This window comes from Psychrobacter sp. AT9 (assembly GCF_047272965.1).
Taxonomy (GTDB): Bacteria; Pseudomonadota; Gammaproteobacteria; order Pseudomonadales; family Moraxellaceae; genus Psychrobacter; species Psychrobacter glaciei.
On the sequence record NZ_JBKOTW010000001.1, the window covers coordinates 2,617,250 to 2,636,009 of the forward strand.

The following is an 18,760-nucleotide window of genomic DNA, read 5'->3' on the forward strand; positions in this document are numbered from 1 at the left end:
TGATGTAGGGCGGCTTTTTTATGGGCAGACGTTACCCACTATAAAGAATACAATCAAAAACTCAGTTGAATAACAAGCATCTCAAAAACTGACTCTCGATAGAAAACGCGCTTTAATCGTTAGAATGACGGTCATCAGTATGGCTATTACCCTTAGTTTTCATATCAGACCTACGTTTTGCGTTGAGCTTGGCGTGGTTCATACGTCTAGTACTTCTACGAAATGTGCGATACAGTATTTTTATAAGTCTATAAACCATATAAAACACCCCTACTAATACGACAAGCCACCATAGTCTAATCAAAGTGATGGCGACTTCTCTTAACATTTCCCAACCCTCTTTGAATGCCTGACCCACTTGTGCGCTAAAGCTTGGACGTTCAGCCTCTATCAGTAGATCTATATTCTGCGTCGTTTCTTTATAGCTAATATCCGGTTGCGTAAAGGTTAAGTTGATCGTACTGTATTTCACTCTATCCGCAATATTCATTTGCTCTAACTGCGCATATTCCTGCTGTTGCCGCGCCGCATAGGTGGCGGTGATCGTATCGACATTACTGGTTTGATCTTTATCATTTTTGCTATCAAGCCGTTCTTGACTGAGATCCTTTGCCATATCGCTATTGAGCTTACTTGCCAGTTGCTCACGATATATATCCAAAGTGACGTCTTGAGCTGAGAATTCCTGCTCATTCAAAAAAGCCACTTGCTGCTGTACTTGTTTTAGGAACTTGTTCACGTTTTGTCTAGGGATACGTACGGTCATCTCAGCTTGTCGATAATAGGTTGTCAAAACAACGTTCTTATCCCCTTGAACAAAACCACGACTATCGCGCTCCCGATTGCTAATATGACTTGATGCAACGTAACCCTTTTGCTGATAGGTTAAACTTTCAATAGCGCTACTACTCTCTACCACATCCTCTACTTTAAAGTCAGCTGCCGCATTGATAAGTAAGGTCTTACCTGCTATTTTTATATCAGCCGCTTGGCTATTAAGGGTTTGCTCACTATCATTAGATAGATTTTGTACTTGTAACTTAGGTGAGTCTTTATTATTGGTATCTGATATATCAGCACCCTGATCCGCTATATCTTCAATCGCTTGTTCCGTAGCCACATATTCGGTCTCAGCGCTACTTTGTTCTGATTCATATTCCTCATTTTGTTGACTGCAGCCACTAGCGATAATGGCAGTCAAGGCTATAACGCTACATACTTTAACCCAGGTCGCCGTTTGGAAGATGGAGTCACTGTAATCTGATGCTGACGTGTTTGATTTGAGGGCTTGTCTTACAGAAAAAGCCCCTGTCTTTTTTAGTCTCGTTTTCATCGCTGTAACTCCATTTTATCTTACTTTTGTTTAATTCCTTGCCTTGATTATAATGATTATTTGCCAAAAGTATATTGCTAAGCACAAAACGCATGCAAACTGTCAAAATTTCACTTGTCATTATGAGGCAGCTTTCATACGATGTTAGTCAGTTGACTATGATTCTCGAACTATAATTATCGAACCACTAATACCTGACTATGATTATCGAAATTTGATTACCTGACTAGGAAAATACGATGCAAGAAATAGAGCTGAAGTTTTTGGTGCCAGAATCGCGGTTAAAAGGTTTGATGCGTCAAACGCACGTTAAATCGTCACAAGTACTGCAACTGGCGGCACACTATTACGATACGCCTGACCAGCAGCTTGCACAAGCAAGTATCGGCCTGCGCATTCGCAAAGAAGGTGATACATGGGTACAGACTATCAAAGCGGGTGGTGATGGGATTGCGGCGCGCTTAGAGCATAATGTTGTATTGGACAATGAACAGGTACAAGCGATGCTCGATAAGAATGAGCTGATGCCTGATTTGACAATATATGAAGACACTCCAATCGCTGAGGCATTGGCTGATTTTAAACTCAAAAAGCTAGCAAAGACGCTAACACGACTTTATGTTACTGACGTCGAGCGCACTACGCGGTTGCTAACGGAAAGTAATGAGGATGAAACCGATAATTGTATCGAAATGGCTTATGATCAGGGAGAAATTATTCATGGTACTGATGAAACTCGGCGCAAAGCCATTCGAGAGATAGAGTTTGAATTGGTGTCAGGAGATTTAGATTTTCTATTTACGACTGCCAAAACATGGTGTAAGCGTTATAAGCTGTGTCTATCTACCGTCACCAAAGCCGAAAATGGCGGCTTACTTATTAATGAGCAGAGCCACAGTCCTGCAGTCAACACAAACCTAAGTCAATTGCAAATAGACAAAGACAGCAGTGCACCTGCCTTTATACGTGCGGTAGTACACAATTGCTTATTGCAGATACTACCAAATAGTAGTGCTATCGTCGCTGGCAGCATAGATGATAATCATACTTTACAATTACGGATTGGTATTGATCGCTTGCGTACTGCGTTGAAAGCATTTGTCGACTTCTCCGATGAAATTAACCCTGAGTGGCTGCCGATACTTAATCAAACTGCGAACTTACTTAGCAATTATTATCAACTTGCTTATATCAACGCACAGATCGAACCTGAGCTACAAGCATGTGGCGCGCCTGCCGTTGACTGGACGACAGATATCGAAAATATTAAAATTACACCTATCAATACGCTGCAAGCCAATGACTTTCAGATAACCTTGCTAGAGCTGATTGCCTTTACTATGAGCAACCCAAGCATTGAACCTCAGACTGATCAGCTTGCCCGCGACAAGATGGAAAAAGTCCTCTCCAAACAATATAAAAAATGCCTTAAAACCAATAAAAAAACTGACGAAGTAAGTGTTACCGAGCGTATGAGCAATGATGTAGACGAAGACATCGGTGATAATGACCAACCTGAAAGCGAGTTGCTCAATCAGTTAAGAGATTTGCGTTACATCAGTGAATTCTCCGTACCTTTACTAAGTAAGAAAAAAGCTAAGAAGAAAACCAAACGTTGGCTAAAACGGCTGATAAAAGCGCAAAAAGCGTTAGAACAACTGAACGATGATAATCAATATCAGCAGTTCTACAATCTAAAATCAACAACAGATGCTAATGCTTTATATGGCGCGGGTTGGTTTGCAGCCATACTGACTGATGACCAAAGTCATATTGACGCACGTTTAGCAAAATTTGCGGACAGCTCAACGTTTTGGTAGTAGTAATATTATTTTTAAGACGGACACTACTCTCATAAAATAAGAACGTTCCATAAAAAATACAGCTTGTTGTATAACAGGCTGTATTTTTTTATCGTATTTAAATAGTGTCTATCAGCGCCATGGCTAAATTTGTACGCAACACGACCTAATCAACAACGATCGTAACGGGCATGCCCTCTTCGACTTGTTCAAACAGCTCAATAATGTCTTGATTACGCATACGGACGCAGCCGTGTGAGTAAGGTGCGCTCATCGGTTCGCTGTCTGGCGTGCCATGGATATAGATATAGCGCTGATAAGTATCACAGCTGCCTTGGCTGTTTCTGCCTTTATTAACGCCTTCCTCAAGACCGCTTAACCATAAAATACGGCTCAGTATCCAGTCGCGCTCAGGATGTAGTACGCCAAAATCCGCACTATACACTTCGCCTGTAGGGACACGCCCTATAAACACAGCATTCATAGGCTCGCTACCACCTATTTTCTGTTCAATGGTATGCCTACCGAGCGGCGTGCAACCACTATCCTGCTGACTACCAATACCATTCTTTGCAGTGGAGACTACGTATCTCACAACCTCAGTCTGCTGCTGGTACATCGTTAATGTTTGCTCAGCGATATTAATCACGAGTTGTTTATCAAGCGTCTTATTATTGGTCATAAATGCTTCCGACTATCAGTCATTCATCAGATTACTATTAAGGTTATTAGTAAAATGATTGAAAATTTCTATTATCAAGGGATTGTATCAAGACATTTGGCACCGTAATATAGGGGCACACTTTTTGATGCTAGCAGATTATGACGACTATTTCACCGACACGTGTGTCGATGTATGATTTTTTATATCATGATACCCAGCCGATGCTGTCACTTTTGGCCGATGCTGCACAGCTCTCTCTACCGCAAGCTCGCTTAGGGATGGATGCCAGTCTACAAGCCATCGTAAGTGCGCTGCTCGCCTATCAGCAGCGTTATCAGGGACAATCAGTCAGCAAAAAGCTATTTAGTCGTAGTGCTGTTAAAGAGTTACGACAGTATAACTCGATGAACTTTGCGACTATTAATGCAACATTGTATCATCGGCATGATGCTGCGGACGCCATATTCAATGATAGTGCACGAGTGATTAAAGCAAGCGATCGGATAGCAGCAAAAATTGACGCAACGACGCAACAAGCACAAATTTTACTCACCGCTTTGTGTGTGATTGTACTCCGTGAGCTGGCTATCTTGGCAGAATACAGTCAACTCGATAATGATGAAATTAATAAATGGTTCGCCTTACAACCGCAGTTTTTATCCGCAACACGTTTTGCAGCAATTGAGACAAACACTTTAGCAGCCGAAAACGCCCCAAATGCACAAGATAGCACAGAACCACATTTATTAAACATGGAACAGCTGCCAAGCGCCCCGCCAGCTTTTGATACTTACTGGTACGAGCTGACGGCATTCAAACCTGAAAATCATGATCCTGTGCAAGACATGCAATTGGCAACTGGCAACTACCTAAAAGCCATCGGGCGCTCACCTGATAATTTGCAGCAAGGCCGCCATAATGACATGTTGGTGTTTGTAGAAATGCAGGCAATTGCGTTACCGCACCAACGCTGGCTGCTACAATTAGCCAAAATCTCGGATATCTATCTCAGCCGAAACCGTCTGCGCGTAAACTCTGAACCTGCCAATCCCCCGAAACCGCCATTGGTTAGCTTGGGGTTAATCGGTGGCAATAACGACAACACACCAGCAACGATCAGTGAAAAACCGATTGAGTATGAGACCTCAACACCGCTTTGGAAAAATCCCGTTATTCTCATCATTCTTGTCGTCATCGGTATTCTTGGTGCGCTCGCCACTCTCAAATATCAAAGCCAAAAATCTGATGGTGCTATCCTTGCAACAGAAGAGGTCATAGAGCAAGACCTCCTCGAAGAACGTCAGCAGCAAGATGTGGCCATCGTAAAAGTAGACGATGATGAGCCTGTCATTGCAGACACTGCAAAAACTGAGTAGACACGGATAGTCATAAAAAAGCAGCCATAAAAAAAGAGACCCTATCAACATAGAGTCTCTTTTTTGTTGTGCGGTCTAAGTTCCTAATTGGCTATAAGTAGCCAAAAAACTTACTTAGATAAATCACGACCACGGCTGGCTTCGATCGCCAAACGTAATCCGTTCAAACGAATGAAACCTTCGGCATCTTTTTGATCATACGCACCAGCATCATCTTCAAAAGTAGCAATTTTTTCATCAAATAGTGAATCGTCTGATTTACGACCGACGACACTCACAGCACCTTTATATAGTTTCACGCGAACGGTACCGTTGACATACTCTTGTGATTTGTCAATCAACGCCTGTAGCATCATACGCTCAGGGCTGAACCAGTAGCCGTTATAAATGATTTTTGCATAGCGCGGCATCAGCTCATCCTTTAGATGCGCAGCTTCACGGTCTAGCGTTAGCGACTCAATACCGCGATGTGCTTTTAGCATAATGTTACCTGCTGGCGTCTCATAGCAGCCACGTGACTTCATGCCTACATAACGGTTCTCTACGATATCCAAACGTCCGATACCATGACTGCCACCGATTTCGTTGAGCTTAATCATCACTTCATAAGGCTTGAGCCGCTCGCCATCGATAGCAACGATGTCGCCTTTTTCATATTCTAGCTCTAGATATTGGGCTTCGTCAGGGGCTTGTTCTGGGCTGACCGACCAACGCCACATATCATCTTCTGCTTCGGCATAAGGATCTTCTAAGATACCGCCTTCATAAGAGATGTGCAGTAAGTTGGCATCCATAGAATAAGGTGATTTTTTCTTATTACCTGCATAGTCGATGGCAATGTCATGCTCTTTGGCATATTCCATCAAGCTCTCACGGCTTGATAAATCCCACTCACGCCAAGGCGCAATGGTTACAACGTCTGGAGACAAGGCAACTGCACCAAGCTCAAAACGTACTTGGTCATTACCTTTACCAGTCGCACCATGGCTGATCGCATCGGCGTTGTGTTCTTTGGCAATCTCAACCAAACGCTTGGCAATTAATGGACGCGCGATAGAAGTACCTAGCAGATACTCGCCTTCATAGATGGCGTTGGCACGGAACATTGGGAATACATAATCACGGGCAAACTCTTCACGCAAGTCTTCGATATGAATGTGCTTGATGCCCATGGCTTTAGCTTTGGCTCGTGCTGGCTCAACTTCTTCGCCTTGACCGATATCAGCAGTGAAGGTAATCACTTCGGCATCATAGGTTACTTGTAGCCATTTTGCGATGATTGAGGTATCAAGACCACCTGAATAGGCCAGTACGATTTTATTAATATTTTTTGGATCAAGCTGAGCCATGAATAACTCCTATTATGAGAATTGACTGTGTGAACTATGCTAAGGGTAAAAGACGCTAAGAATCAATCAAAAGATACATTGCTTGCTCAGTGTACATCATATTTACTATCGGCAAAAGTGTAACTGCCACAAGGTGCTAGCTTTTGGTATTCATTTGCTTATCGTCTCACGCCATTATGTGCATAAAATCCTTATTCATCTTGGTAAATACACAATGACCCATAAATGATATACAGATATGTTGTCGCATATTTAGTCGCATATTTAGTCGCGCAGGCAAATCTGTTATTATAGCCACACAGCATCATTTCTTTTTATTCCCATAAATGACGATATAGAGCGCGATGACACTATGACTGATTCAATGACCGAATTGACCATCCTTCAGCCAGATGATTGGCACATTCACCTCCGTGATGACAGCGCCTTAGCCACTACCGTACCGCATGCAGCCAGTAGTTTTAACCGTGTTATTTGTATGCCAAACCTAGTACCACCTGTCAAAAATGTCGACGATGCGCGCGCCTATCGTGCGCGGATCATGGAGCATCTACAAGCTAGCGATTTGGCTGCGGAGCGCCAAGCAGCATTTGACCCGCGCATGACGTTGTACTTAACAGATCGGACGACGGCGCAAGATATCGAAATGGCAGCACAGTCAGGTATCGTCCAAGCAGTCAAGCTCTACCCTGCTGGTGCCACGACCAACTCTGCAGATGGTGTCACTGACATCAATGCCTGTGTGGATGTCTTTGAAGCGTTAGAAAGGCACAACCTGCCACTACTGTTGCATGGCGAAGTGACACAAAATCATGTGGATATTTTTGACCGCGAAAAACGCTTCTTAGATGAGGTATTGGCACAAATTATCATCAAATTCCCGACGTTAAAGATTGTGATGGAGCACATTACTACCAGTGATGCGGCTGACTTTGTCTTGGCGCAAGGCAATCACATTGCAGCTACTATCACCCCGCAGCATTTGATGTTTAATCGCAACCATCTGTTGGTTGGTGGCATCAAACCACACTTTTATTGCTTGCCTATCTTGAAGCGCGAAAGTCATCAAAAGGTATTATTAGATGTCGCCACCAGCGGCAATCCAAAGTTCTTCTTGGGCACTGACTCTGCCCCACATGCAACGGATAAAAAAGAAGCGGCTTGCGGCTGCGCTGGCTGCTATAGTGCGGCAACTGCTTTGCCTTTGTATGCCACCGCTTTTGATAGTGTTGGCAAAATAGACAAGTTAGAAGGGTTTGCGAGTCGCTTTGGTGCTCAATTCTATGGCTTGCCAGTCAATGAAAGCACGATTACCCTAATCAAAACGCCTATGCAAGTACCCGCAGGCTACCCTTATTTTGATGGCTCATCATTGACCCCGCTGATGGCGGGCGAGACGCTGCCTTGGTCTATCAAAGCATAGTACTTGTAAAGCATAGCACTTATAAAAAACAGTACTTATAAAACATAGCACTTATAAAGCAACCTCTGTATTTTATCCTATGATATCAATAATGCCTTTGTACTGAAGGAGCGGTTGATTTCATGGGATACTCATTTCTAATTCAATATAACAATACGACTGATAAAAGCGATTTAACCTGATATGACCACTAAAAACGATGCCGCCTTACCGAACGACAACCCATCAAGCAATGTAGATACTAGCCTCAATGTCGCGTCCACTATTCACCTCGAAGATACCGCAGCAGACGAGCAAGTGCCTATGGGCTTGAAAGACCGTTTTCGCAAGTTTCTGCCTGTCGTCGTCGATGTGGAGACAGCAGGTTTTAATGCGCAAACGGATGCTTTGCTAGAAATGGCCTGCATTCCTGTATTACTCAATGAGCAGGGTGTGTTTTATCCTGGTGAGGCATTCAATGCTCATATCGAGCCCTTTGAAGGCGCGAATCTTGAGCCAAGCGCGCTTGCCTTTACTGGCATTGATCCCAACAATCCGATGCGTAAAGCCATTGCCGAAGATGAAAAAACCGCACTACGCCGAATTTTCAAAGGTTTAAAAGAAGTCCGCCGTGCTGAAGACTGCCGTCAATGTGTCTTGATTGGACACAATGCGCATTTTGATCTAGGGTTTTTAAATGCAGCCGTGCTACGTACCAACAGTAAAAGCCACAACCCATTCCATAACTTCTCCGTCTTTGACACGGTGACTCTATCAGCGCTTGCCTTCGGTCAGACAGTGCTGGCACGCGCTTGTAAAGCAGCAGGGCTTGAGTTTGACGGCAAAAATGCCCACTCCGCACTATATGACACCCAAAAAACAGCCGAGCTATTCTGTCATATACTTAACCATTATCCTATGCTGGCCAACGCGATGCATAATGAGGACACTAAAGAAGAATCGGGTGATAGCGATAATACATAAGTCACATATCCTATGTTGCCAACCATACGTAATAGTGCTATTTATAATACTTGATGACTTTGACATCTTGGACATCTTGATTTGACAATCAATAGGGATATGATTGATACCACTTTCAGTAAGTTGACAAACCTTCCTGACTTTATGTAGTACTGTTAAAGGAACTTAATAGCTTACTTGCTTGCCACTATTTCACTCCCAAACGACGCTGTTATATCCTATAGATGGTTTAAGTTGCTCACACTGCCTTGATAGCTGCTATTAGTAGCACTGCTGCTGTTAAGGCGTAATAGGAGGGACTTTATTATGGATCCACAACTTAAGTTATGGGGCACCATCATCGGCTATATGCTGCTCGCCTTAACTATTAGTGCTTGCACATCTCTATGGATTCGCCATCATTTAAAGAGTAATGACTTACATCCACGCCGTGCGCTCAAAAAAAGATACTTAATATTAAAAAGACGAAGAAAAAGGCTTGACAGCAAGCGCAGACGCCATTAAAATACGCACCACTTCGGCATAAATGGTGAAAGCAGCTGAGGTGTTGTGTTACTAGTCCCCATCGTCTAGAGGCCTAGGACACCGCCCTTTCACGGCGGTAACGGGGGTTCGAATCCCCCTGGGGACGCCACTATTTGGCGTCACTTATCAGCACTGTTATCGAAAGGCATCAGATAAGACTGATAAATGTACCATCAAAAAGCCCAATCACAATATATCGTGATTGGACTTTTTTTATGCCTGTTCGTTTTCTCGGTTTACTTTCTTGGTATCGCAACTAACTGCTACTGTGACTTTCGAGCATGAACAAGTATGGAATTATAGTCAGCTCACTATAAAAAAGACACGACAAATAAAAAATCCGCCTACCAATCCTCTCCTTTATCTGTTTTTTCACTCCTGCTCTTATATCAAAGTTATAGTCGATGCTAAATAAAATGGATAAACGACATTATAATGCGTGACTATTACAAATTTTTCTTGCTTGCTGTACGTACGCAGAAAGAGGCAACAGAAAAATTATATTCGTCACGCTGTCTCTTTTTATATTGACCTGACTACAGTTATCAAAAGCTATCAAAATTCATAACAAAAAAAGCCAGCAATCTTTGCTGGCTTTTCTGTATAAGCGGTCTACTTTTTATGACCTAAAAAATCTTATCCGATATCATGAACCACAGTAGCGCTAATATAATCAGCGAGCCCAATACGGTCTGAATCAAGAAAAAGGCTTGGTGCTGTCCGACAACTTTACTTAAGGTTAAACCTAAAGTGCTATATTGTATCGGTTGACTGTCAGTTTCGCCTGTGCTGACATGCTTTTCATAATAACCTTGCAAGATATCTAAAAACTCCGCCCATTCGTCAGTGCTCCACGCATAAGGCTTAAACGGCATAAACTTCTTAAGCTTAGGCTCTTTAATCATCCAGCGCTCAAGGGTAATCGAGCGCAGTGACCAACCAGCGAAACGACGATCTTCCAGTGCTGAAAAATCTAAAATGGTTAAGTCTTTATGTCGATCATCCATTATCAAGCGATTCTTGAGATTGGTTAACGCTTGCTCACTACCTTCCACACACTGTAAAAAGTAACCATTGCCGTAGCAAAGAATACCCGTAATATTATCAGCTTTGTTATGTTTGCTGGCGACTTCTGCGATATCGTTCAGTGTACTGGCGTTTGATAGACCAGTCGACGTGATGCGGCTCAAATACACAAGTTGGCAGAGATCTGTCGTTACTGGATTTGTCGAATCATTGACTACTGACAATCAGCTTCTCCCTATTTTCAGGTAAATGTAGCTAAAACAACCATACTAACTTTAGAAAAAACATAGAGACAAGACTTTCGAAAACATCGAATTGGCTTGGTATATTATTGATTTTATAAATGTTTATATTAATTGTATTAAGTTGGTTACATCATAGGCTAGTTTAGTCATCAAATCAATATATGTTTATATTACATCATTAAGTAGTAATACTAAATAATATAATATATTCATTCATAATGAGAATGTGGAGTATGATTTTTTAATATTGGTAGCATAAGTAGACAGTATGACGGGAAATTAATGATAAAAAACGTGATCAGTTAATGATAGCACCCTCATTTAGATTGTAAGATTGGTACAGAATGCTACTTATGACAATATCACTTACCGCGTTATGCAAACTCATCGATATGCCAGCATAATGATTTGGACTAATAACAAGTAGTGAAGGTAAGCCAATAAAAAGAAGATTGTTTTTTGATATTTATCAAAATAACTAGGGCGTGTCTTCATTTCAAAAATGGTGATAAAAATGAGATAAATTGCCGTCAAACAAGAAAAATAGTGCAGATAATATCGGGATATTAACCAGCTATTTGACGATGTTTGGCAAGATTTAGCCATTTTTAGCCCATTCAGATGACTATCGAGTGAATTGAAGACACGCCCTAGGCTGTCAGATAGCGATTTTTCAAATTCAGGATATGCCCTAAGACTGGGCTTTAAGAATCGCTGCGAGCAAGATAGCGTCATCAGGATAGGTGAGCTTGATGTTTTGGCGACTGCCAGTCACTAGACGAATAGGCAGTGCTAAGTATTCAAATGCACTGGCTTCATCGGTGATATCGAGTTTGTGTTCAGCCACATGATTCAATACTTGTCTTAGCTGTCCTAAACGAAATACTTGGGGCGTTTGGGCTTGCCACATATTACTGCGATCAATCGTTTGTTTAACATAAGCGCTAGACGTGTCTTTGTTTACGTTTAGAGAATCACGCATAAGCTCAGAGTGAGCGCTGGATTGTTTGCAGGATTGCTTTAGAGTGTCAGCAACAGGGGTCGCTAAGATAGCGCCATAAGGCTCAAGCATTGCCGCTTCAATGACTTGTTCAATATCATGAGTGGGAACTGCTGGACGCGCAGCATCATGAATGAGCACCAAGTCTGAGTCATCCGCACCTGTATTAACGATCGCCTCTACCCCCGCCTGTACAGACTGCCAGCGCTCAGCACCGCCAATAGCATAATGAATTGGAAGCTCAAAGCTCAATGTCTGTGCCGTAGTGTCATCTGCTGCGACGACCAATAAACATTTATCAATATAAGCACTACATCCAAGCCTTGCCACACTGTGCTGTAGCAAGGTCTGCCCTTGCAGCATAGTATATTGCTTGGCGATAGAGGCACCAAAACGATTACCGCGACCAGCAGCGACGATCATGGCATGTATATTAGGTGTGGTATTCATAAGGTGGTGTTCATAAAGTAGTAATCAGGGTTTGCTTGCATGATGATATGACTGGGAAGGTATGAGTATTAAGAAGAGGAGTAATAACGGTTTCGAGAAAAGCAAAGCCATCGTTATCAATGAACACTCATTACGATGGCGTTAAAAATTAGTAGCGACTGTGCGTCGTTGGTGCGGTTGATACTTGGACAAACGTCTCATTTGGCTTAATCAAACCTAAGTCTAAACGCGCATGCTCTTCTACTGCCTCAAGTCCATTTTTTAGATCATAGACGTCAGTACGTAATAAGTTATTTGCGGCCACTTGATTGTCATTTAAGCGTTGCTGATCTTCAGTCTGAGTCAGTAGTTTATTATGCTCAAAGCGCCCATTTTCACCCAGCCAATATTGATATTGCAGTCCTAACAGCACCGCAACGGCTAAAGCAAGTAGTATAAATTGGCTAAAGTATTTCATGTGATAGGCCAAACGATAGAGAGATAATAAAATAAATACCAGCTAAGCTTGCTAGACAATATATCAAAAATGACATATTGCCTAACCTTAGCTAATTAGCCACGTAGACCGATAAACTCTTCGCGACCACGGTAGCTTGCACGTACTTGTTGCTCAATACGTAGCAGCTGATTGTATTTCGCCACGCGATCTGAACGGCATAGTGAGCCAGTTTTAATCTGACCAGCCGCAGTACCAACGGCTAAATCTGCAATGGTGCTGTCTTCAGTTTCACCTGAACGATGCGAGATAATCGTCGCATAACCATTTTTCTTCGCCAAATAAATCGCATCTAGCGTTTCTGACAAAGTACCGATTTGGTTGAATTTAATCAAAATCGCATTAGCAATATGCTTATCAATACCTTCTTGTAAGATAGCAGGATTGGTCACAAATAAATCATCACCAACCAATTGGACTTTATCACCAATCTGCTCAGTTAAGTATTTCCAACCATCCCAATCAGATTCATCAAGACCGTCTTCGATAGAGATGATAGGGTATTGACGCGCCAACCCTACTAAATAATCTGAGAATCCTTGGCTATCAAATGCTTTATTACCCTCGCCTGCCAAGATATATTGACCATCTTTATAAAACTCACTAGCCGCACAATCTAATGCAAGATGAATGTCTTCGCCTGCTTTGTAGCCAACTTGCTCAATCGCTTGCATGATAACGGTGATAGCTTCTTCGTTACTACGTAGGTTCGGAGCAAAACCACCTTCATCACCGACCGCTGTGCTCAAGCCTTGTGATTTTAAGACAGATTTTAGACTGTGGAAAATTTCCGTGCCAGCACGTAACGCTTCTGAGAAGCTGGTGAAACCAACTGGTTCAATCATAAACTCTTGGATATCAATTGTGTTATCCGCATGCTCGCCACCATTTAAGATGTTCATCATGGGTACAGGCATGGTCAGCGACGTCTGGTTGCGCAAATTGGCGATGTATTGATGTAGTGGCAGACTCTGTGACTTGGCAGCAGCTTTTGCAGTGGCAAGGGACACCGCTAGCATCGCATTGGCACCAAGGCTGTCTTTGTTTTCTGTACCATCTAGCGCAATCATGGCATCATCGATACCTTGCTGCTCGGTGACCTCTTTATCCATCAACGCACTGCGAATCTGGCTATTGACGTTGGCAACGGCTTTTTTGACGCCTTTGCCCATATAGCGGTTTTTGTCGCCATCACGTAGCTCAAGTGCTTCACGTGAGCCAGTAGACGCGCCACTTGGGGCAGCAGCACGGCCGACAGTACCGTCAGCTAAGATAACATCGACTTCAATCGTTGGGTTACCGCGCGAGTCTAAAATCTCACGAGCACGAATGTCTTTAATTGCGGCAACGTTGGTGGTTTCTTCAGCGTACATAATGTCTGTTAATTCCTTTGGTCATGCCAAGTTTGTGGGATAAATAACGGCAACTAGAATACAAAAAAGATAAAGCAAAATATCATATAGCCCTATACCTAGACCAGATTTTTCTACTGATATACTCGGCTAGTTTTGAGCAGGCTTCAGGGTTTGTTTAGTACTTTAACCGTCAGCTATAGTGGTTGGCATCATAGCATAAATTTCACTAAACTTCCCTTATCTTACATCGACTGGCGGTCATAAAACCACACATAGATAGCCAAATATTAATTATCAATTTGTCTCAGTAGCTGATATCAAAAGTAAAATGACTCTTATGCTTTTATTGGGCGTTCCGCTCTAGTCTGAGAGGCAGATACCGTGTTATCAAGTTCCACTTCCGTTTTGAATCGAGTTAGACGTAGCGCATTCATTAATACAGAAATAGAGCTAAGCGCCATCGCAGCGGCGGCAATCATAGGATTTAAAAAACCAAAAGCGGCAAGCGGAATGCCAAGGCAATTGTAAATAAAGGCAAAAAACAGATTTTGCTTAATATTACGTAGCGTGGCTTGCGCAATTTTTTGCGCGGCATCGATATGCATCAGCGACTCGCCCATCAAACGGGCAGAAGCACTATGCTGGGCAACATCTGTGCCTTCAAACATCGCAAAACTGGCATCAGCGGTTGCCATCGCTGGCGCATCATTGACGCCATCACCTGCCATTGCGACTTTGTGACCAGCTGTTTGCAACAAGGCGATTTGGCTCGCTTTATCACGTGGACTCATCTTGCCATAAGCTTGCTTGATACCCAGCTGCCCTGCGACATGATCGACGACGGATTGCTTATCACCACTCATTAAAATGACATTGATACCAGCATCTTGTAGCGCAGTAATGGCCTGAGGGGTATCGGCTTTTAAATCATCAGCTAAAGCAAAAGCACCTAAGGCTTCATCGTTAATACTAATGGCAACGGTACTGGCGATTTGCCATACTTTTGGCATCAGCTTTGGTAGCGTTAAATTAGCAAACTCTGCGGTGCCGACTTTTACCACACCTAAACCTTCAATGCTCGCTTGTATACCAGCGCCTTTAACGACACTAATATCCGTAACATTCATTAATGGCAGATTACGGTCTCTGGCAGTATTTATTAACGCGGTGGCTAACGGATGGCTGGCATGCGCCTCGACGCTGGCGGCAATCTGCAATACATCATCCACAGCAAGCGACTTATCAACCATCACCTTATCGACGATAGTCGGTTTACCAATAGTCAATGTACCCGTTTTATCGAGCACGACCGTATCAATATTACCTGCAGCTTCTAGGCTTTGCGCATCTTTAAACCAAACGCCATGACGAGCAGCGACTCCCATACCAGCCATGATAGCCGCTGGCGTGGCTAAGCCAAGCGCACAAGGACAAGCAATGACCAATACTGATACGGCATGCATTAGGGCAGTATCAACCATACCTGTTAGCCACCATGTGACCCCAAAGGTGACCAAAGCAATCGTTACCACCACTGGTACAAAAATAGCCGTGACTCGATCAGCTAGACGCGCCAAGTCGGCTTTTGAGCCTTGCGCATCGCTGAGGGCTTGTACCATATCACCCAGCTTCGTATCACTGCCTTTAGCACTGACGCGATATAGTAGGCTGCCGTTTTCGACTAAAGCGCCTGCTAGCAGACTATTACCCTCTTCTTTTTTGAGAGGTACTGACTCACCCGTTAAATGACTCTCCACACACCAGCCACTACCTTCGATGACTACCCCATCCGTTGCCACACGGCTACCTTGTTTGGCACGCAAAATATCACCAATTTGCACATCTTTAAGAGCTACATTATGAAAATCACCATTTGGCTGCTGCTGTTCAACTTCATCAGGCGTTAAAGACAATAATAAATCAATACTATTAAGGCTGTGTTTTTTGGTACGCTCTTCTAAATATTTACCCGTTCGCACAAAAGCAATAACCATCACCCCAGCTTCAAAATACACAGCAGGGCTATTGCCAGTCCCATGACCACCAGCGTGACCACTTTGTAGCAGGCTATTTAACGTACCATCGCCATGCGTCAGCCACAGATATGTTGAATACGCCCATATGGTTACCGTACCAATGACGACCAGCACATCCATATTAGCAAGACCACCTTTAATGGATGCCCAAGCGCTCTTATAGAACGGTAATGCCAAGCCAAATTGTACAATCGTCGCTAGGACAAACTGAATCCAAACCGATGGCATCCACGCCATACCAAAGCCTGTCAGCATACCTGCCATACCAACTAAAAACGGCAGCAAACATAGCCACAAGCCAATCAAGCGCCACGGGTACTGAGTCGCCGCATCTTTATCCGCTTGGGCAAACAAACTATCAGCTGCCTGCAAGTTGGCAACGAAACCAGTTTTATTTACCCATTCTGTGACTTGCTCAGGCGTCGTCTGGGTCGGATCATAATCGACATTCGCGGTCTCACCAGCGAAGTTCACACTCACCTCGTATACCGACGGCTTTTTATTGAGCACCTTTTCAATTCGCGAGGCACAGGCCTGACATGTCATGCCATCAATAGCCAACTGCAAGTGCGCACGCTGCGGCGCGAGCGGCGTATTGGATTGAATGTCAGTTTCTACATCGTAAGCGTTATGATTGTCAGTTTGGGTAGAATCATTCATAAATAAAACTCGGTATGGCGTTTATGCGTTATGGCGTTATAAGGTCGTCTGAGCTAAAACAACAACAACCCAGTGGAGGGGACATCTAAGTCAAACAAGTAAAACATTCTGCTATTGAATATTACTGTAATCGAATCGAATAATTAGCATGCTATTATCATCAGTAATGGCAATAATGCTAAATAATGATCCTAAATGGTCATGATTGGTAGTCATTCAAATTCTTCAATTTCTTTGACTTCTTCAGCTGTATTGAAAAGGATAGCTCTATATTTTGACGCTACTATCAATAATTTTTAACCATTAAAAAACCAGCCATGATAGCCGGTTTTTTATACAAATGGATAAGATTAAGCGTTAGCAACGGTGGCATCAAAGCCAGCGTCATCGATAGCTGATGCAATGACTTCGGCACTGGTTTTACTATCATCAAAGGTGACCGTTGCTTGATTGTCTGCAAGCTCGATACTGATATCATCTAGCCCATCAATATCGGCGGTGGCGTTATGAACACTCGCCACACAGCCACCACAAGTCATGCCGTCGATTTTAATAATACGTGTTTGGTTTGCCATGTTCGGCTCCTTATTTTTATTAGTGAAGATAGCCTTGATAGCTGTTCTTTAATATTTACCTTCTAAAATTTATCAAAGCTACACTAAACAAGCATAAGCGCTATCATCCTCAGTAACAAGACTGTTTGGTTGTTACTTTATTAAAAGACCTATCATCAAAGAATGTTTTGCTCAACGCTAATCATCATAGTGTGGATTTTGCGGTGAATCGATGGGAAACGGTTGGGTAACATAATCGACCATGCTAATCGCGGCAGTTAAGGCGTGAATACTGGTATTGGTATCATCATAGCGCATGGTTGCAACGTCATTATCAGGATCAAGCTCAATCGCCGTGACTCCTGTAATATTCTTAAGCGCTGTCATCAAGCTATCAAGACCTTCAGCGTCATCGATGTTTTCGATACTGACTTGTGCAACTTGTATGGCCATTATCTTACTCTCTTATAATCTATACTATTAATGAGTATCTAATATCTCAAAGCCTTTAACGAGATCATCAATTTGCTTAAGCTGACGTAAAAATGGCTCTAACTGACTCATTCTCAAGGCGCACGGACCATCACATTTTGCAGTTTCTGGATTTGGATGCGCTTCTAAAAACAACCCTGCCAATCCAGTTGCCATACCGGCACGTGCAAGTGTCGTGATTTGCTCACGTCGTCCACCAGCGCTATCGCTACGGCCGCCTGGCTGCTGCAGACTGTGGGTGACATCGAAAAATACCGGTATGTCCATCTGCTTCATGGTATCGAAGCCCAGCATATCGACGACCAAATTATTATAACCAAAAGCACTACCGCGCTCACAAAGTATCAGCTTGTCATTACCACCTTCGAGGCATTTATTGACGATATGGCGCATCTCATGCGGCGCTAAAAACTGCGCTTTTTTGATATTAATAATCGCATCGGTCTTCGCCATCGCATGCACCAAGTCAGTCTGACGCGATAAAAAAGCGGGCAATTGGATGATATCAGCAACTTCAGCGACGGGCGCTGCTTGATACGGCTCATGCACATCAGTAATAATCGGCACTTGGAACTTTTCTTTAATTTGTCCCAGCCAATCGATACCTTTCTCTAGACCTGGACCTCGATACGAATGCAGGCTTGAGCGATTGGCCTTGTCAAAACTGGCCTTGAACACATAGCCGATGCCCAAACGCTGACAAATCTCGACATACTGCTCAGCAATTTCGAACGCCAATTCTTTGGATTCTAAGACATTCATACCACCGAACAGCACAAAGGGCTGATCGTTGCCAATATTAATGGTGTTATTACTCGGAGTCTTAAGCTGAATATGTGATTGCGCTGTTAATAGATTTTCCATGAAACCCTTGTCCTCTTTATTGTTATCAACACGTCTATCCCATATTGTAACCGATAGCCCAATTAAAAAAAGTGTCCAAGCGTAATTAGATATCGCTAACTAAAAGAATATCTAAACAACCATTATCACCCATCAAATTAAGCAAAA

At 43.1% G+C, this 18,760-nt stretch carries 15 protein-coding genes and 1 tRNA gene; 5 read left to right on the forward strand and 11 right to left on the reverse strand.

The features are described from left to right. Positions 1 to 112: 112 nt before the first annotated feature. Positions 113 to 1,333, reverse strand: a complete 1,221-nt coding sequence (locus ACMFL8_RS10935; RefSeq protein WP_413190987.1) for a DUF4349 domain-containing protein — start codon at positions 1,331 to 1,333, stop codon at positions 113 to 115. A 239-nt stretch (positions 1,334 to 1,572) separates the two neighbouring features. On the opposite strand from ACMFL8_RS10935, the gene ACMFL8_RS10940 reads away from it, so the two are divergent. Next, positions 1,573 to 3,153, forward strand: coding sequence for a CYTH domain-containing protein (locus tag ACMFL8_RS10940; RefSeq protein ID WP_413190988.1), 1,581 nt, complete (start codon positions 1,573 to 1,575; stop codon positions 3,151 to 3,153). A gap of 148 nt (positions 3,154 to 3,301) precedes the next feature. Here ACMFL8_RS10940 and ACMFL8_RS10945 read toward each other — a convergent pair whose 3' ends face one another. Then, on the reverse strand, positions 3,302 to 3,817 hold the full coding sequence (locus tag ACMFL8_RS10945) for a L,D-transpeptidase (RefSeq protein WP_194619124.1): 516 nt from the start codon (positions 3,815 to 3,817) through the stop codon (positions 3,302 to 3,304). A 140-nt stretch (positions 3,818 to 3,957) separates the two neighbouring features. Here ACMFL8_RS10945 and ACMFL8_RS10950 point away from each other — a divergent pair, with 140 nt between their 5' ends. Beyond that, a complete protein-coding gene (locus ACMFL8_RS10950) occupies positions 3,958 to 5,175 on the forward strand; it encodes a hypothetical protein (RefSeq protein ID WP_413190989.1) in 1,218 nt (405 codons plus the stop codon). A gap of 110 nt (positions 5,176 to 5,285) precedes the next feature. Here the strand turns inward: ACMFL8_RS10950 and ACMFL8_RS10955 are convergent, their stop codons facing one another. Then, positions 5,286 to 6,524 carry an argininosuccinate synthase gene (locus ACMFL8_RS10955; protein WP_010196371.1) on the reverse strand — a complete coding sequence of 413 codons (1,239 nt, stop codon included), beginning with the start codon at positions 6,522 to 6,524 and terminating at the stop codon, positions 5,286 to 5,288. Positions 6,525 to 6,876: 352 nt separating this feature from the next. Between ACMFL8_RS10955 and pyrC the strand changes: the two genes are divergently transcribed. From pyrC to ACMFL8_RS10970, 3 genes are all read left to right on the forward strand, one after another. Beyond that, positions 6,877 to 7,947 (forward strand): dihydroorotase, encoded by a 1,071-nt coding sequence (gene pyrC / locus ACMFL8_RS10960; RefSeq protein ID WP_026037065.1) that lies wholly within the window; start codon positions 6,877 to 6,879, stop codon positions 7,945 to 7,947. A 303-nt stretch (positions 7,948 to 8,250) separates the two neighbouring features. Beyond that, on the forward strand, positions 8,251 to 8,910 hold the full coding sequence (gene rnt, locus ACMFL8_RS10965; protein ID WP_189582421.1) for a ribonuclease T: 660 nt from the start codon (positions 8,251 to 8,253) through the stop codon (positions 8,908 to 8,910). A gap of 558 nt (positions 8,911 to 9,468) precedes the next feature. Then, positions 9,469 to 9,544, forward strand: a tRNA-Glu gene (locus tag ACMFL8_RS10970). 517 nt (positions 9,545 to 10,061) lie between these two features. Here the strand turns inward: ACMFL8_RS10970 and ACMFL8_RS10975 are convergent. From ACMFL8_RS10975 to kdsA, 8 genes are all read right to left on the reverse strand, one after another. Continuing rightward, a complete protein-coding gene (locus ACMFL8_RS10975) occupies positions 10,062 to 10,685 on the reverse strand; it encodes a BLUF domain-containing protein (RefSeq protein ID WP_413190990.1) in 624 nt (207 codons plus the stop codon). Between the two features lie 712 nt (positions 10,686 to 11,397). Then, entirely contained in the window at positions 11,398 to 12,156 is a 759-nt protein-coding gene (gene ispD / locus ACMFL8_RS10980; RefSeq protein ID WP_413190991.1) for a 2-C-methyl-D-erythritol 4-phosphate cytidylyltransferase, read from the reverse strand. A 148-nt stretch (positions 12,157 to 12,304) separates the two neighbouring features. After that, positions 12,305 to 12,613: an FtsB family cell division protein gene (locus ACMFL8_RS10985; RefSeq protein ID WP_010196361.1), complete on the reverse strand. Its 309-nt coding sequence runs from the start codon at positions 12,611 to 12,613 to the stop codon at positions 12,305 to 12,307. A 95-nt stretch (positions 12,614 to 12,708) separates the two neighbouring features. Further along, positions 12,709 to 14,025: a phosphopyruvate hydratase gene (gene eno, locus ACMFL8_RS10990; protein ID WP_194619129.1), complete on the reverse strand. Its 1,317-nt coding sequence runs from the start codon at positions 14,023 to 14,025 to the stop codon at positions 12,709 to 12,711. Positions 14,026 to 14,342: 317 nt separating this feature from the next. Further along, the gene (locus ACMFL8_RS10995; RefSeq protein ID WP_413190992.1) at positions 14,343 to 16,703 is read right to left on the reverse strand and encodes a heavy metal translocating P-type ATPase; all 2,361 of its coding nucleotides are present in this window, start codon (positions 16,701 to 16,703) and stop codon (positions 14,343 to 14,345) included. A gap of 350 nt (positions 16,704 to 17,053) precedes the next feature. Beyond that, positions 17,054 to 17,278 carry a heavy-metal-associated domain-containing protein gene (locus ACMFL8_RS11000; protein WP_010196358.1) on the reverse strand — a complete coding sequence of 75 codons (225 nt, stop codon included), beginning with the start codon at positions 17,276 to 17,278 and terminating at the stop codon, positions 17,054 to 17,056. 177 nt (positions 17,279 to 17,455) lie between these two features. Beyond that, positions 17,456 to 17,710, reverse strand: coding sequence for a hypothetical protein (locus ACMFL8_RS11005; protein WP_413190993.1), 255 nt, complete (start codon positions 17,708 to 17,710; stop codon positions 17,456 to 17,458). Between the two features lie 27 nt (positions 17,711 to 17,737). Continuing rightward, entirely contained in the window at positions 17,738 to 18,613 is an 876-nt protein-coding gene (kdsA, locus tag ACMFL8_RS11010) for a 3-deoxy-8-phosphooctulonate synthase (RefSeq protein WP_189580125.1), read from the reverse strand. Positions 18,614 to 18,760: the final 147 nt, after the last annotated feature.